This is a genomic window from Pedobacter sp. L105 (assembly GCF_009765875.1).
Lineage (GTDB): Bacteria > Bacteroidota > Bacteroidia > Sphingobacteriales > Sphingobacteriaceae > Pedobacter.
In genome coordinates, this window is the sequence record NZ_LMUP01000008.1 from 129,564 (window position 1) to 145,335 (window position 15,772).

At 37.5% G+C, this 15,772-nt stretch carries 14 protein-coding genes; 4 read left to right on the plus strand and 10 right to left on the minus strand.

Annotation, left to right across the window (positions count from 1 at the left end):
* Window positions 1–2: 2 nt before the first annotated feature.
* From GSQ84_RS15870 to GSQ84_RS15895, 6 genes are all read right to left on the minus strand, one after another.
* Window positions 3–995: an efflux RND transporter periplasmic adaptor subunit gene (locus GSQ84_RS15870; RefSeq protein ID WP_158798265.1), complete on the minus strand. Its 993-nt coding sequence runs from the start codon at window positions 993–995 to the stop codon at window positions 3–5.
* Window positions 996–2,016: 1,021 nt separating this feature from the next.
* Window positions 2,017–2,427 (minus strand): hypothetical protein, encoded by a 411-nt coding sequence (locus GSQ84_RS15875; RefSeq protein ID WP_158798266.1) that lies wholly within the window; start codon window positions 2,425–2,427, stop codon window positions 2,017–2,019.
* 408 nt (window positions 2,428–2,835) lie between these two features.
* The gene (locus GSQ84_RS15880; protein WP_158798267.1) at window positions 2,836–3,345 is read right to left on the minus strand and encodes a hypothetical protein; all 510 of its coding nucleotides are present in this window, start codon (window positions 3,343–3,345) and stop codon (window positions 2,836–2,838) included.
* A 72-nt stretch (window positions 3,346–3,417) separates the two neighbouring features.
* On the minus strand, window positions 3,418–3,867 hold the full coding sequence (locus tag GSQ84_RS15885) for a peroxiredoxin (RefSeq protein ID WP_216848941.1): 450 nt from the start codon (window positions 3,865–3,867) through the stop codon (window positions 3,418–3,420).
* A gap of 76 nt (window positions 3,868–3,943) precedes the next feature.
* Window positions 3,944–4,756 (minus strand): alpha/beta fold hydrolase, encoded by an 813-nt coding sequence (locus tag GSQ84_RS15890; RefSeq protein WP_158798268.1) that lies wholly within the window; start codon window positions 4,754–4,756, stop codon window positions 3,944–3,946.
* A gap of 176 nt (window positions 4,757–4,932) precedes the next feature.
* The gene (locus GSQ84_RS15895) at window positions 4,933–6,129 is read right to left on the minus strand and encodes an MFS transporter (RefSeq protein ID WP_158798269.1); all 1,197 of its coding nucleotides are present in this window, start codon (window positions 6,127–6,129) and stop codon (window positions 4,933–4,935) included.
* A 475-nt stretch (window positions 6,130–6,604) separates the two neighbouring features.
* On the opposite strand from GSQ84_RS15895, the gene GSQ84_RS15900 reads away from it, so the two are divergent.
* Window positions 6,605–7,054, plus strand: a complete 450-nt coding sequence (locus GSQ84_RS15900; RefSeq protein WP_254070881.1) for a helix-turn-helix domain-containing protein — start codon at window positions 6,605–6,607, stop codon at window positions 7,052–7,054.
* A gap of 58 nt (window positions 7,055–7,112) precedes the next feature.
* Here the strand turns inward: GSQ84_RS15900 and GSQ84_RS15905 are convergent, their stop codons facing one another.
* Together GSQ84_RS15905 and GSQ84_RS15910 are read right to left on the minus strand one after the other, a co-directional pair.
* Window positions 7,113–7,664, minus strand: a complete 552-nt coding sequence (locus GSQ84_RS15905) for a Crp/Fnr family transcriptional regulator (RefSeq protein ID WP_254070882.1) — start codon at window positions 7,662–7,664, stop codon at window positions 7,113–7,115.
* A 721-nt stretch (window positions 7,665–8,385) separates the two neighbouring features.
* A complete protein-coding gene (locus GSQ84_RS15910; protein WP_158798271.1) occupies window positions 8,386–8,949 on the minus strand; it encodes a TetR/AcrR family transcriptional regulator in 564 nt (187 codons plus the stop codon).
* Window positions 8,950–9,130: 181 nt separating this feature from the next.
* On the opposite strand from GSQ84_RS15910, the gene GSQ84_RS15915 reads away from it, so the two are divergent.
* The 3 genes from GSQ84_RS15915 (at window position 9,131) to GSQ84_RS15925 (ending at window position 10,994) form a co-directional block, all read left to right on the plus strand.
* Window positions 9,131–9,607: a DinB family protein gene (locus GSQ84_RS15915; RefSeq protein ID WP_158798272.1), complete on the plus strand. Its 477-nt coding sequence runs from the start codon at window positions 9,131–9,133 to the stop codon at window positions 9,605–9,607.
* Window positions 9,608–9,648: 41 nt separating this feature from the next.
* Complete coding sequence (locus GSQ84_RS15920) at window positions 9,649–10,167, plus strand: hypothetical protein (protein WP_158798273.1); 519 nt, start codon at window positions 9,649–9,651, stop codon at window positions 10,165–10,167.
* A gap of 398 nt (window positions 10,168–10,565) precedes the next feature.
* Window positions 10,566–10,994 carry a hypothetical protein gene (locus GSQ84_RS15925; RefSeq protein ID WP_158798274.1) on the plus strand — a complete coding sequence of 143 codons (429 nt, stop codon included), beginning with the start codon at window positions 10,566–10,568 and terminating at the stop codon, window positions 10,992–10,994.
* 1,226 nt (window positions 10,995–12,220) lie between these two features.
* Here the strand turns inward: GSQ84_RS15925 and GSQ84_RS15930 are convergent.
* Window positions 12,221–13,276: an aldo/keto reductase gene (locus GSQ84_RS15930; RefSeq protein ID WP_158798275.1), complete on the minus strand. Its 1,056-nt coding sequence runs from the start codon at window positions 13,274–13,276 to the stop codon at window positions 12,221–12,223.
* Window positions 13,277–13,315: 39 nt separating this feature from the next.
* Entirely contained in the window at window positions 13,316–15,610 is a 2,295-nt protein-coding gene (locus GSQ84_RS15935) for a hypothetical protein (protein ID WP_158798276.1), read from the minus strand.
* Window positions 15,611–15,772 lie beyond the last annotated feature (162 nt).

The following is a 15,772-nucleotide window of genomic DNA, read 5'->3' on the forward strand; positions in this document are numbered from 1 at the left end:
TACTATTTTTTGATTGTGACCAGTAAACCGTCCTGAACTTTTTGCTGCCCGCCAACAATAACTTTTTCGTTCTCTTTGAGACCAGAGGTAATTTCAAGCACATCTCCAATGACGCTGCCAACCGATACTTTACGCTTGTAGGCTTTTTTGTTTGAAGGATTAACCACGAAGACATACGATGTCTGAGTTTCATCATGCAAAACGGCTTCAGCTGGGAGCGTAAGAAGCTTTTGCTTTTGTTTTGAAGGTAGCATTACATCAGCGATCATCCCAGGACGAATCTTTCGATTTTTATTCAATAGATTGATCTTTACGGTGTAGGCCCTGATCGCGGGATCTGCAATTGCTCCTATGAGCGATATAGAACCAAAATACGTAGAATCAAGAGCTTCAATATGTATCCGAGCCCTATCACCTGTCTTAATGTGTGCTATTTCACTTTCGGGAACTGATGCTGTTATTTTAATCGGCTCGACATTTACAATGCTGAAAGCAATGCTTCCCTCACTAACAATAGCACCGGGCTCGACTGTTCTTTTTGAAAGAAGCCCACTTAGAGGTGCGTATAAATGTGTATCCCGGAGACGTTTAGCCTGAATTTCCTGCTGAGCTTTAGATTGCAGCTGCATCTTAATGGCTGTCTGATAATCCGATTCCGTTATACTTCCGCGATCATACATGATCTTAACACGCTTAAGTTCGTCATTGGCCTTTTGAAGATCGGCATTAGCAGAATTTAGATTGGAATTAAAATCCGTTGGATCAATGGTCGCAATAAGTTGTCCTTTGGATATATATTGTCCTTCTTCGAAATTGACTTTAACAATTCTGCCAGGCACCATAAAACCAAGATCGGCAGTGTGATCAGCTTCTGTATTAGCACTTAGCGTAAGAACTTTATCTTCTATGTGATAGGCTACAGAGGTTACTACCACCTCCATACCCGCAAGGTCATCATTTTCGCTTTTTGCTGGTTTTTGTTTACATGAGCCCATAATAGCTATGTATGGGATTAAAAGAATGAAAGTTTTCATTTTCATGGCTTATTGATATTGATTTACAGAACTTATAGTGAAAATTATTTTGAGTTTTGGGTTACTCACATGAATATGAATATACCGATTGGTATATTCATATTCATGTGAGTAACCCAGTTTTATTTTTACACAGCTAAGGTCTGTGTTATAGTTTAGATTTCATACTAGGCACCAAAAGGGAAGTAGTTTCATTTGAGAAACTATTAATAAACGCAATGAAAATGTTTTTTATCAATTTAATTGACTATGAAACAATTCAGATTCATATTTTCATAATTTAACACAATATCATTTTATCCTACAGGGAAATATAAAATCTATTATTATTTAATTGATGTCCGAAGTAAAATTTAAAAGATGTAAATCTTCTTGAACTCTTTGCTGTTTTAAGAACCGAACAGCTTAATTTCGGGACAACCGGCCGAGATTTGGCCTTCTATTACCCTTAAGCTATTGCCGGAGAAAAACATAAGCAGTGCGATAAGGGCGATCATACAAGCGATCTTTGCATGAGTACTATGATTAGTAAGTAGCCTCGGCTCAGAACAAACTTGGCTTAATTATAAAAAGGAAAGTCGTCTAATTATACTCATTCCGAGTACCGAGAGAGTTTCTTGAAATGTGTTGTAAAAACCAGCTGTGCCGCTGGAAAATTAAAGTAGTACATTTTTCTATTAATATTCACCAATGAAAGCAATGCCAGCTTATCAACAAGCTGCGTGATCCCATTGGCCGAATCATATTTTAAAGACTCCGGTCTTAATGACAGTATCGCTCCATCAAAATAAAACATCTATAACAGATAACAAAGTTGCCGAAACACCAATACTCAGCACGATCCAGGACAATATTCTCTTAAGAAACCCTTTTCAAATCGTAGTCAATTACTATATAGCAGGCCTCCGGATTCACTCTATAAAGTAACTTATCGAAGATGTATACGACAACCCTGTCATCTGTTAAAACTGTAAAGGTTCGGTTAAAGCTCCACCTGCTGTAAATGCCACATATCTTCCGGTATGATATTTTTAAGCTGTTTATACATAGCGGTTCTGAAAAGCTCTACAACAGGGAACGGTTTAAATGCTACAGATCTGTACTTGATCTTTCCCTGTTCGTCATTGATCAAAAGTTCAAAACTGATCAATTTGTGCCCGTCAATGATACCTTCCCATATCAAAACGGTTTCATTATCCTGTTGGAACTCATGGGTAAACTTTCCGTTTCTGACACTTGAAGAGGTCATCATTACTTCTGCGACCAAATCTTTTCCTTCCACAGGTTTAGTAAAAATTGGACTGGAAAAGACTACATCCTCAGATAATAAGTTCTTTAGTTCGTTAATGTTACCCGAACTCTCTTTGAAAATTCTTAAAGCATGCTTATTCATAATTGTAAATTTATATATAGACAAATCTATCTATTTTATATACTATTTTATACCTTTTAAAGTCATAAACAAGGTTTATGTGAAAAAAATTATTAAATCAATAGGCATTGTCATTGGAAAAAGGAAACTGACCATTCTTTATAGTTAATTCCCCTTTTAACAGGCAGAAAATCAATTTTTTAGAAAAACCATTTTGATCGCTTTATCAGCCAATTATGACATTTAAAATCAGGTATAAACGCCAACAGTCACCAGGCCACCAATATGACGCTCATAGAAACACCAACATGGAATGGTTATAATAAATTCTGTTCCCACTCAGATTTGTAAATCATTGGTCCTAAAGGCCATCTAAACATTAAGGATTGAAATCAGGACTATTTTTTATTCTTAAAAATATGAATCTATTCAATTAGGTATTGGAATAACAATATCGGATGCTAATTTCCATGCATAACTTTCCTTCACCCACATTATGATCATTAAGAATGGTTTGGGAACGGGAACCTGTCCGGCATAAGATACACTGATCTTTACAGGAACATAGGTTTCCGCTACTTCTGGTTTTAGAAAAACGGTCTTTATTTTATCATATTCAGGAAAAATGTGAAATGTCGACCCCGTTAGGATATCATGAAAGTGCTGCATGACAACATCATTTCCCCAAAAACCTGCCCAGCCACCTTCCTCCGTCCTTTTTGTTTTTGCGACAAATAAGGTAGATGTCGAATTCCAAACAAAAAGCCGGACGCTATCAACATTATGCTGATTCTCAGCATCGATCAGCTGGTGATACTGGCTATTAATAATAGCTTTATCACTTTCCTGTGCGCCGGCAATGTGCGATAGCAAAAGAAGAACAGCAATATTTGCAGATTTCCTGAGATTGGAATAGAAATACAGACTAATCTGTTTCATATGTAAAGGGTTAAATAAAAGAAAAAGACGATATTTTAAGACCCTATTACATTATCATCGGTCTTGGCTTGGTTAATTCGTTCTTAAAAACTCAAGCATTTTTTTTGAATGCGCATCTCCGCTTAAAAACGCTCGGTATGTAAATTCAATCTTTCCATCCTGGCCCACTAAAAATGTCTCTCGGCCAGTCATGAACAAAACGTCCTTGATACCAAACTGCTTCAAAACTTTATTACCAGGATCACTCAACAAGTAGTACGGCAGCTTATTTTTACTTGAAAAGTTTATGTGGCTTTGAACGGTCCCTGAGTTGATTCCAATTACGACGGCTCCTTCATCAGAAAATTCAATAAAACTGTCTCTAAAAGTACAAGCTTCCTTAGTACAAACTGCACTTTCATCTTTGGGATAGAAGAAAATAACAAGTTTTCTTCCTTTAAATGCTATGCTGCTGAAAATTTCGCCATACTGGTCAAAGAGACTAAACGACGGCATTGAATCTCCTGCTATTAATGTTTTCATTTTATTAATTTTTTAATAATGGTTGAAGTATTTAGTACAACAGGATGAATCACGCATAATGATCCATCCTATTTTTTCATTTTGAAATATTTGTAAGCAATATTGCTACTGAATCCGGTTTTGAAAGGAAAGGGCTGTGACTGGTATTGAGCTGGTAGATAGATTTGAGACCACTTGCGGCTATCATGCGTATTTGTAATTTCGGGGTAACGGCATGATCCTGAAGGGTTTTTATATAGAATTTAGGAACAGAACCGTAGTTAGCCTCAGTCAATGTCACCTTGTTTCCAAACGGAATTGCCGGTTCGACACGAAAATTAGAAAGTACAAGATTTTGAATTTCGGTCGATCCATCACCTATGAAACTGTCAATGATCTTGTCACGTAGAACATCCAAGGTTAACATATCAACTGAAGGTCTCAAAGACTGTCCTAAAACTGAAGTAGTATCCGTACTGGCAAGGTCGAGTAAAGATTGTCCTGCCAAGGGAACATAAGCAGCAATATAAATTAATTTTTCTATCCTGGCAGGAATTTTTTCTGCAACTTCTGAAATCACAACGCCGCCTAAACTATGGCCTACAAGGATGACTTTACCGCTTATCCCATTTATGGCGCTGATGACTTTATCTCGATAAACATCCATTGTTAATGTTTGCGGTAAGGTTTGGTCAGCTCCATGGCCCGGCAGTTCAATAACGATGACGTGGTTTCCAGATTTTTCAAGATTTGCTTTTACAAATTGCCAGGCATAAGGCGCCTGCCATGCGCCAGGAACTATCACATATGTTTTAGCTGCCGAAGCGATCGGATTATCATTATTTTTTGTGCAGGAAAATAAAACAGCTAATGATGCTGCTAGCATTAATGTTAAAATTATTTTTTTCATGACGTGTTATCTAATTGTTTAGACGGGTCAAAATTAACTACTAGTTTCTTTGGTAATTTTAACCTCGGTTAATATTGCATGATTACTTAATGCTTTACTGTCATTTTAAAGTAATGAATAGACCAATCTGTTTTTCTTTATAAAAAGACATTAGGTACAATAAATCGATTTTTAACCTATACTGTAACAGGTTTGTACACAGTACCCCTTATCGGAATGAATGTTATCAGAATTGCCACTACTGCTATTACTGCACCAGCAAAGCCAAGATAGGATAATCCTGACGACGAGATAACTATCCCTCCAAACGCTGCGCCGCATCCCTGACCGAGAAAAATCATCGATCCGTTAAGTGCCAGTACAACATTACGGTTATTTGGAGTGGCCTCTATTAGACGGTCCTGTACTATCGGCGCTAACGCAAATTGTGCAATTGTACCAATCCAAAAGATAAAACCCAGAAATATTCCGTTACCAGTATTACCTAACGAAATTGTCCTGAACATTAAAAGGGACGCACAAAACAAAGTGATGCTGAGCACAGAGTATCCCGCTTTCATCATCAGGGGGGTGTATTTATGATTGGTCAACTTTCCCCCTATGATCACACCAATAATACTTCCTATTCCGATTGCAAATTGTAATAAACTAACTTTGCTTCCTTCAATTCCTGCCACTTGTTTAGCAACCGGGCTCAGGTAAGCGGTAAGTGTGAATGTTGCTAAAAAACCGATTAAAGTAAGTAAAAGATTGATATAGACACTCTTTATCTTCACTATTGCTAATGATTTAATTCCGCGCTGATCAGTGTTAGGAACATTTGGCAATATAAAACCTACGCCCATTGCAGCTAGTATGATCAACAAGCCTGAGAACAAGAAGGTAGCGCGCCAATTGAAGACGCTTCCAATCAGGCTGCCAATTGGAATGCCGAGAATTAGTGATAAAGTAAGCCCACTAAATACAATTGCCAAAGCTTTACCACGGCTCTTTTCATCTGTTAGTGCTGAAGCTGACGCCGCTGCGACCGGTGTAATGAGCGATGCGATGATCCCGCCTATTATGCGAACGACCAACAGGCTTTCAAAACTCGGCATAGCTGCTGCTATCAAATTAATAAGGGCCAACCCGGCTAAAGCCGTAATTAATACCTTTTTCCTTTCAAACCGGGCAGAAAAATTTGCCATAAAAGGTGCGGAAAGGGCATACGCTATTGCGAAAGAAGAAGATAGCTGCCCGGCTGTCGCGACAGATACATTTAGATCTCTAGCAAGTTGCACAAGGAGCCCAGAAAAGACGTAGGTTTCCGTTCCTACTGCGAACGTAACCAGCATGAGAATATAGATTTGAGGATTGAATTTTGATTGTTCCATTTGATATTCAATTAAGTATCAAAGGTCGATAGAATGAATTGATAACGAAACTGATATACTTTTGGGAAGTAGTTTCTCTTGCGAAACTATCACAGGTAGCAAATAGAATAATTCTAAAAAAATCAGCGAAATTTTTAAAAGTCTATTTAGGGAATTAACAAAAGTCAATCATACCGATCTCCTTAATTGAACTAGGATCTAAGACTAAAAGAGGTTTTTATAAAAGCCGTGTAGACGAATTTTAAACTTCTTTAAAACTATTCTTTATCATCTATATTGTCTCTAAAAAAGATCAAGCTATCAAAGGTTAATTGATAAATGAATTCTTAACCACATAATAAAGCAGTAAGCCTTTGATTATCCGATATACGCAAAGCAGCTATACTTAGAAAGATACAAGTTTAAAAACGGTCCTGTAAATGCAGATATTACATAACAAGGAGAAAGTAAATTGTTTAATCAGCTAATTAAAATTATGTTTGATAGTAAATATCAAAAGAGAGGTAATTTCCTTCTGGAAACTATTAATATTATGAACAATAGAGCCATCACAAAAAAATTTTCTGCGCATTGCAAATCCCGTCGGGACGCTACTCAATACACAATCAATCTGCTCGCCGGTAAGTGGAAACTTAACATTCTCATTTCCCTTGACGAATCTCCAAAGCATTTTATGGAATTACAGCGGAGTGTTTCAGGAATAGGGCCGAAAATGCTTTCGCAGGAACTCCGTATTCTAGAAGAAAATGAATTAGTTGATCGAACCGTGCTGGACACAAGCCCCGTCAGCGTAAAGTATGAACTCACAGCTTATGGTGAGACCCTTCGCGGCCTGATCATGGGTCTTCAGGAATGGGGCTTTAAGCACCAGGATAGGGTAAAACGCTCATTTAATCAACTTAGTATCCTGGAAAAAGTCTCCTGAAAAAAATTTTAGACTATCGCCACTAATTCAGGTGCTGTTTGTTCACAATCATTGCCATCTATTCTCCAATTAATTTCTGGGACATCCGTTTTCTTATCCTGCTCAACGACGGGCCCTCAATCCCAAGATAAGAAGCTATGTGATATAACGGCACTGATCTGAAAATGTCAGGATGAATATCCAAAAGTTCTGTATATCGCTCTTCCGGGTTCTTAAATAACACAGCTTCCGTGTTAGTCATCACTGCATGTAATGCCGATTCTGCAAAAATCCTTCCGAATCTTTCCCAAGCAGGAGAAGTGTTATATAATATCTGCAAGTGATCGTAATGAATGTATAATATATCCGAATCGGTCATAGATTCTGAGTAATATTCACAGGTCATCTGACTAAAAAAGCTTTTGAATGAACTCATGAACTGATCGTTTGTAAAGAACAGCATATTGCGCTCATTTCCAGATTTTTCATTGAATTTATAGATCCGGAACACCCCTGATAGCACAAAACCCAGGTGAGTACAAATACTTTTGTATTCATTATAGTATTCACCTTTACTATATGACCTCTCATGCCAGTAAGGTAGAGAAAGATCGAAATCCCTATCATTCATTCCTGATATAGTGTTTACGATTTTTCGAAGTCTGTTTAGATATTCCATGCTTTAGTCTAGTATTTCACGGCAATCGCCTTTATTTAGGTAACGGCCTCAATCAGTTTAACGAATAACAAAATAAAACAACAGCAAAGGTTTAGCTTAACTATAATCACACCTCAAAGCAACATTTAATTTTATCAGCAAATGTAATTTGAAAATCAAATTATTGAACAGATTTGTCTAGTCAAATTAAAAGTCTGCCTTTGTAGCATAATTAGATGAATCATTTAATAAATCAGGATATAATACTGTACAAAACATTATCCATTAAATAACTGGCAAGATATAATTGAAAAAGTTATAAGGAATTTATACAGACCTATATACCTAATAAATAAATAAAAGCTAATCGATCTTAACAAGTTTAAAATAGCGGAATTTTTCAAAAAAATAGATAAACGTAACTCAAATTGAGCAGTCACTTTAAAAATTAGCTCATTGGACAAATACAATCTTATAGGATCAACGACATAAAGAATGTCTATGGTCATCCTGAAATTGATAGTGCTGGGAGCAGCTTACAAATGTAGTTTATAGTAGGACGAATAATGGAGGAATTTGTTCTTGCAGGAAATTCAATATTTATAATTAATAGCTACAGGTCTTGCATGCTAATAATAAAAAAGGAACAAAAATTTCATTATTCACCTTAGTTTGGCGACTCAAATAATTGGTTCTATAAAAGCTTCTCTGTAATTCTTTTAGCGTCAAGTATCGCTTTATTATTTTTATAAACATTGGCAGAAACCGTCGCACCCTCCAGCATCAGGAAAATAGCTTCGGCCAGCATTTCCTCTTTCATTAACTGGGGCTTATTGAGTGTAATTTCCTTGATCATCTCACTGATATAAACTTTAAGCCTGCTCTTCTGATGGCTCACTAGTTCAAAAGCCTGCAGATCTTCACGAGATACTTCGGCACTGACTTTTGTAAACTGACAGCCACCAAAATTATACTTAACCTGCCTTTCAGCTCTGTAATCAAATAAAGCAAGCAGCCTTTTCTTTGGATCCTTAATTTTGTGCACAAAAAGATCAAATTCAGCAAACCAGATCTCTTCAGCCTGTCTAATATAAGCGGTTAGCAGATCTCTCTTGGAAGGGAAGTGATTGTATAGAGATGCCCGCGCAATTTCAGCTTCATCAATAATCTGATTGATACCTGTCGAGTTATATCCCTGATTGTAGAATAATCTTGATGCTACATCAAGTATCCTTTCTCTTGCTGCTGATTCCTTCATGAACAAAGATAATAATTAAATAGACATATCTATCTGTATTTTGTTATTTTTTCTTTGTTTAAATGTATCCCAACAAATAAATTGGCTTTATCATCTCAATGTATAAAACAAATACCGATCGGTATTTACATGTGTTTATTATTTATCTTTGACCATTACATTTAATAAAATTATACTTTACATGGAAAATTTATACGTCAATACGGCAATAACGATTTGGGAAAATCAGGTTATAAGAGCTGAAAATCTGTTTCAAAAATTTACAAATGAAGAATGGTTGAGCGAAATATGTCCGGGTAAAAACCGGGTGATATATATCATAGGTCACCTTATTGCCTCAGCTGACCATATATCTCCGATTATTGGTACAGGAACGGCCGCCTATCCGGAATTACTTGACATTTTTATTAAGAACCCGGACAAGGCAATTTCAGATCTTCCACCAGTTGAACAATTAAAAAAACTATGGCATAAAACAAATTCCAGGATCAGCGTGGAATTAAAAACATTGACCAATGAAGACTGGCTTCAAAAACATAAAACAGTTTCAATAGAAGACTTTGCTAAAGAACCACATCGTAACAAACTAAGTATTTTACTTAACCGCACCAACCATCTTACTTATCATATTGGGCAACTTACATTACTGAAAAAGTAGAAGTCAAAGCAGACCAGTCAAAAATGTTTAAATCTCTGATCATGAATCAAAAATCACAATATATGATAGCACTTAGGAACGACACAGATGATATTGTTGAAAGGGTAAGAAGTTTAGCAATGTCCTATGGAATATCCCCTTATTCTGTAGCGTCTTTTATTGTTGATGAACTTAAGATTACCGACCCTGCTTTAAATTCGGGATTGGCAGGGTGCTTAAGCATTATATGTATCATTGAGTGTTTGGATTATGATAAAAAAGATTTTAATGATTATTTAGAAAATTCAATCGAAAGCTTAGGCCATTCAGCAGTTGAACGGATTCATTTTATTGAAAGCAAATTGTCAATGAGCCGGGACGAAAAATCTTTTTCGCTATGGAGAAACAACCAAGCCGGATTTGCAATAGGAATAACTCTCTCTCTTGCCGCTAATAAGAATTACAATGCAGTTATGCTGAACGAAATATTCAATGATTCGCTTGCCAGTTTCGTAACTATTTTGCCAAATCAAAAAATAAATCAGATCATAGGTCTTAGCGCTCATAATCAACAGCTTTAACTACTAATTGTCCTTTTCTGCTAAAACACTATCCAATAAATCATCATAAAATGTGGAAAATTGAACGAGAAAAGCAGATTGGAACACAAACTTTATAATGGAATGCACTATTTAAATATTCTATAAAAATTATTCGCTGGAACATTCTTGATAGATATGAGAAATGCAGTTGATCGGTATAATGATTTCACGAGATTCGAACAATCCAAGCTAGTTAGACGTGTTATTAAGCGTCGAAAAACCTGTCAAGATCGCTTATATCTAATTGGCGATAATTCTTCCAATTTTACTAGAAGGGATTGATAAATATCAAATTATAATAATAAATAATCTATTGAAAATTATTTGTAGCATTAATGAATACCCACACGTTCTAACATAAAAATAATTTTAAAAACATGAAAAAAATTTTAGCACCAATTTTACTGTTTAATCTGGCATTTATGATGAGTTGTAAAAAAGACAAAAGTATTGCCACAGATCACCTCAATAACGTGAATGGCTCCTGGACCTTAAAAAGTGAAAAACGAATACTCACGACAGGCACCATTGACACTGCAATTGTAAAACCTGGTACCATAGTAAAATTTACAGATTCGCTCTATGAAAATTACAGTAACTATGCTTTGGTTTCAAAAGGGACTTTTAAGCTTTCTATCGCATTGAGTCCAAAAACAAACACCAAAAAGCAAGTAATTATTTTTGACAAAAACCCAGCAACAGAAGTTTTTTTTGATGTAGTTGACGACAAATTAGTTTATTATAACAATGAACTTAATGCTGATGCTGGTGTACTAACTTTCCAAAAAACAACCTTAAATAATTAAAGTTAATACTTACTAACAACCTACTTCCAAAGGTTAGGACGGAAATTAGTATAATATTGATTATTTAATTTGATTACAGTTATTCAAGGGTGTGTAAATATGGAAAACTCTTAGGAGAGCAGTCAGTATTACACACCCTTTTTATTAAGCTTATTCTGCCGATTTATTCAGAAGAGCATCATAAATCTGTTAATATCTACTATATACATAATCGTTATGTTTAGGAGAGAACGGATTGAACTTCTTAACGCAGCTTTAGCAAAGCTGGCTGTTTCTTGACTAAAAGCGAAAGATAAGCCACAGCATAGCATATTTTATAACGTGATATGTCAAATAGGCGGGTTCCTTGATTCAACCAATACAAACCATTACATGTCAAAAAGGATTGCACCCTAATTGCCTAGACCTATTCACTCTATTAACCTGAAATAACTCATTAATACAGCTAATTTCAAAGTTATGGCCCGTTATTTAATAAAAAGATTTAATTTTCCAGGTGCCAAGCAGAAAATCGTGCACAGGTTTAGTTGGTGGATGAGAAACCAGTCTTTCTCTACAGGCCATCTCGATGGGTAATTCCTCATGGGTTTGTTTGTTAACATTGTTGCCCAATTCCTTCTAGTGGTTACAAAAGGTATAAAACCAAACTGATAATAGTCCTTTTAAATGTTCATTAAACAATTACATTTGAAACACTCGTTTCTTATGGACGATGTCCCATTGGGGATACTTGGGTCATTAGGCTGTGGTTTGCTAACAGGGGAAGGTGCGGTGCTGAACGTTTTAAAACTCTCAGCAGGCCAAGCATATTGATCTCAATTGTTGGACCTGTTGGAACTGCTATTAACATGGCTGTAAGGCTGCTGGCTTGACTACAATCCTATCCGTAGTTACTCATGAAAACAGGCTTTCACGTGCAGCCGACTTGGCTGTGACCGATAAAATTAACATCAGGAGTCTCAAAATATCTGAAGAAGTTAATAAGATCTTTCTAATTTCATACAGCTTATCAGTATTGTTGCACAGGACTGCAGAGACAGCAAATATGCCGTAACAAACGATTTCGTGGACAAATTACTGGCCCCAAGTCCATGAGAACGCTTGAGATTATTATTAAATACCATTCAGAATTTTCATACGCTGGGCATTGGTAAATGGTTTAAATAAACAGGAGAGGTCCTTAAAATGCTGGCCTCTCTTGTTCAATTTAATCCTACCACGACTTATTAGGCAACAGGATGCTTCAATTCGATAAGTTGGCTTGCCTGGCCAAACATATTAAGTTGGGACGCTGCTATAATTTCGTGAGGCGATCCGAGAACAATTTGACTAACTTCATTAAGCCGGGTTATTTCATCAATGGTAAGCGTCAGATTAAGTGATAATAGATTATCATTGAGTTGCTGTAAGTTTCTCGGCCCTATTATGGTAACAGTTGACAGGCTTGACTGGTCATATTTTTGGCGGATCCAAGCTAAAGCTACATTGATTATTTTTGTATCGTTATCCTTAGCGATAGCCGCCAGCAAATCGATGATGGCTGTTTCGCGCAACCCTTTTTCATTCTTAACCAGCAATCCATTTGCAAGTGCTCGCCGAGTATTGGGATCTACTTCTTTAGCACGGTATTTTCCTGTAAGTGTGCCCCCTGCCAGAGGTGACCAAAAAGCTGCACCCAAACCCAATGCCTCAGCCATTGGAAGTAATTCGCGCTCTGCGGTTCTTTCAATTAAATTATATTCAAGCTGGATTCCTACTATCGGTGACCAGCCACGAAGATCAGCAAGCAACGAGGCATTTGCGATCCTCCATGCCGGAAAGTTGGAAAATCCTGCATAATTTATTTTCCCATCTTTTACCAAATCATCTAAGCCGCGGACAATTTCTTCAATTGGTGTCTGTCCGTCAGATAAATGAACCCAATAGAGATCCAGCCTGTCTGTTTTCAGCCTTTTTAAACTCGCTTCCACAGCTAGACGCATGGTCTTTCTGCTATTGCCGGAGGTCTGCATTTTCCGCGTTCCCATACTAAACTTTGAAGCCAGAACAAAATTATCTCTTTCACTTGCAAGGAAATCGCCAAGAAACTCCTCTGATTCGCCAATTTGATAGCCGTCCGCAGTATCAATAAAATTACCTCCGGCCTCGGCATAATGGTCAAAAACGAGCTTTGATTCTTCTTTCGTTGCCCCGAATGGCCATTTTGTTCCAAAATTACCGGTTCCCAGCGCCAAGTTTGATACTCTCAAGCCCGACTTTTTTCCAAAAATTTGATATTTCATAATTGTTTATTGATTATTACGATCATTAATTAATAGTATTCAGTTTAAATAGTGGAGAATCTTGACTCCCCCCGGTAGCAGTTTGAGCGTTCTACAGCCCCACAAAGGAAGGTCGCCGAGCATAACCGCCTGCTGCACTTTCGTTTCAGCCAGCAGTTTCACAGTAATCTTATCCCCCGTCGGATTGCATATCCGGACATCGACAGAGCGCTTCGAGTGCCTGATGATTTTTGCGCTGACATGGTCTATTGCAACCAGTTCATTATCATCCAGATTAACATATAAGCCTGGAATTTCAACCTCAGTTAAGAGCATCGCTGTTTCTGACCAGGTAGAGCCGGAAAAAATGTTTCCGATCCCTTCAAGCCAATCTGTAAGGCTCACGCGTTCATTAATCCAGCCATTGCCAAGATTAGCAATGGGTCTGTCCGGTGTAGACATGTACTGCGGAATAGTATGGGCAATATCTTTCAGCAATTCAAGATAAAAGGGATTTCCAGTTGCCCTGTAAAGCTTTAGCAAAGCTACTCCGGAATGAGTGCAAATACCAGGTGCAGCGTGCTTATTCTGCGTATTTGCCCAAACAGTACCCGTAGTATGTGCATCAATCCTGCCGAGATCAGAAGATGGAGGAAATACATAGTTATAACTGGTGATCCAGGTAGTGAACTGCAGGGCAACATCCTCTGCGGCCTGCAACCAGTATTTTTCGTGAGTTGCCTCATAAAGCACCGTGAAGCTTTCCAATAATCCATACGTAGACTCGCTGTCGAAATTCTGCATAGCTTCTCCTGGACCGCCGTAGCTAACCCCTTTCTTTACAAAATTTTCGTAATAGTCTCTTGCTGCTGCTTTGGCCACTGTCTGATATGAACTGTCTTTATAATAGCGGGAGGCAAGAACGAGTGCCGCAGGAATAATACCTCCGCTGGTAGACCCACCAATCACGATATCGCCTGTTTTATTATTGACAAATTGTCCAAACTGATGGTACTTTTTCCAGGTCCTTACCAATGTATTTGCAACCTTCCTACAGCCGTCTTGCCAAGGCGGTTTTACTGTCATATGCATCCTGTTCATCAATTCAAACTGCTTTAAACAGTAATACAGGCCGTCCCCCGATTTTCTAATCAGATGAAGATCTTTACCCAAAGGTATGTTTTGGAAAATACCCATCCAACGATCTCCTTTCTCACCTGTATCCCAGAAGAAGCCACTGGGTGCAATTCCTTTTGGAAAAAGCCAGTCAAAATTCCGGATAACATTATCTACTGAAGTTTTATTACCCTGATAGAGCAACGGGTAGGTGGAGATCATTCCTCCCACCCATCCGATCTGCCAGTCCTGGCTCGCATTTTCCCTTAAGCCAACGGAATAGTAGCCAAATTTCGGTTCAAAATTGCATCTGTTAAATTTTTCCTGCTGAATGCCGAAAGTGGTAGAAAAGCTTCTGAAGGACGGTTCTTCTTTACTATGCGGAATAACATCATTTCTAATTTTAGCGAACTGGCGAAATAAGTCAGGTATACTTGCACAGCTATCATGATAAACACGAACCATTAATACAACTGAATCACCTGTATTAAATGAAGCTCCCTGATCTCTGGATGGAGCATGGCTATCCGATATATAGTAACGGTATTTCTCCCGTACAACGGGGGCAGTATAGGTAATTTCCGCATGCGTCCTGCTGCTGTCTTCGGCGACACCAATTCCAGAATCTCCTAATTTGGTTCCTTGTGGCGTAAGCATCCAGAAAGCACATTTTGCCGCGGGATCATAAAAACCAATCGCGGGGGTAGACATATCTCCCGTACGAAGCTGGATACGCGATGGCTTATAATTCTTGTCTAATCTCGGAACATCAGAGATCATTTGTGGTTTGTTAATCCCTGTGTCCCTTGGATCATTAATGAATGAAGGATAAGGAATGTTTCTTGCCACAACCCGGTTCCCATTATAAACAGCTGCAGGCATCAATACATAATTATTAACTGACCAGTTATCGAAGCTGAAATTTACAGATACCGACGCGTCATCCAAATGACCGCTCTGGCATAAAAAGGTCACAAGTATATCCATGGCCTTATCATTTCCCTTGACTGGTTTGACCGTTGTTTTTACATTCCATACCGAGGACCGGAAAACTAGCTGCTTAACTATTTGACTGGTTTCCTGAACCTGATCATCAAGAACATGCTGATCGTGGTTATAATGATTGATGTTCACATACATCACCGGCGTAGTTTGACATTTTGCCGTTTGAAAAAAAACAGCAAAAAATAGATATGTCCATAAAAAAAAGTAAAATACTGGTCTGGAGCTAAAATTCATAGATGTTTATTTGACGCTAATGAAAGTGATTTTTATTTTGATTCCTATGACCTGATTTACAAACCTCCAGCTATTTGCTGATCCTAGTTTATAAGCCTTTTTTTAAAGATTTGATATGTTTAACAAGTGTAAAATATAATGACCGTAATTCTTAACGTAAAA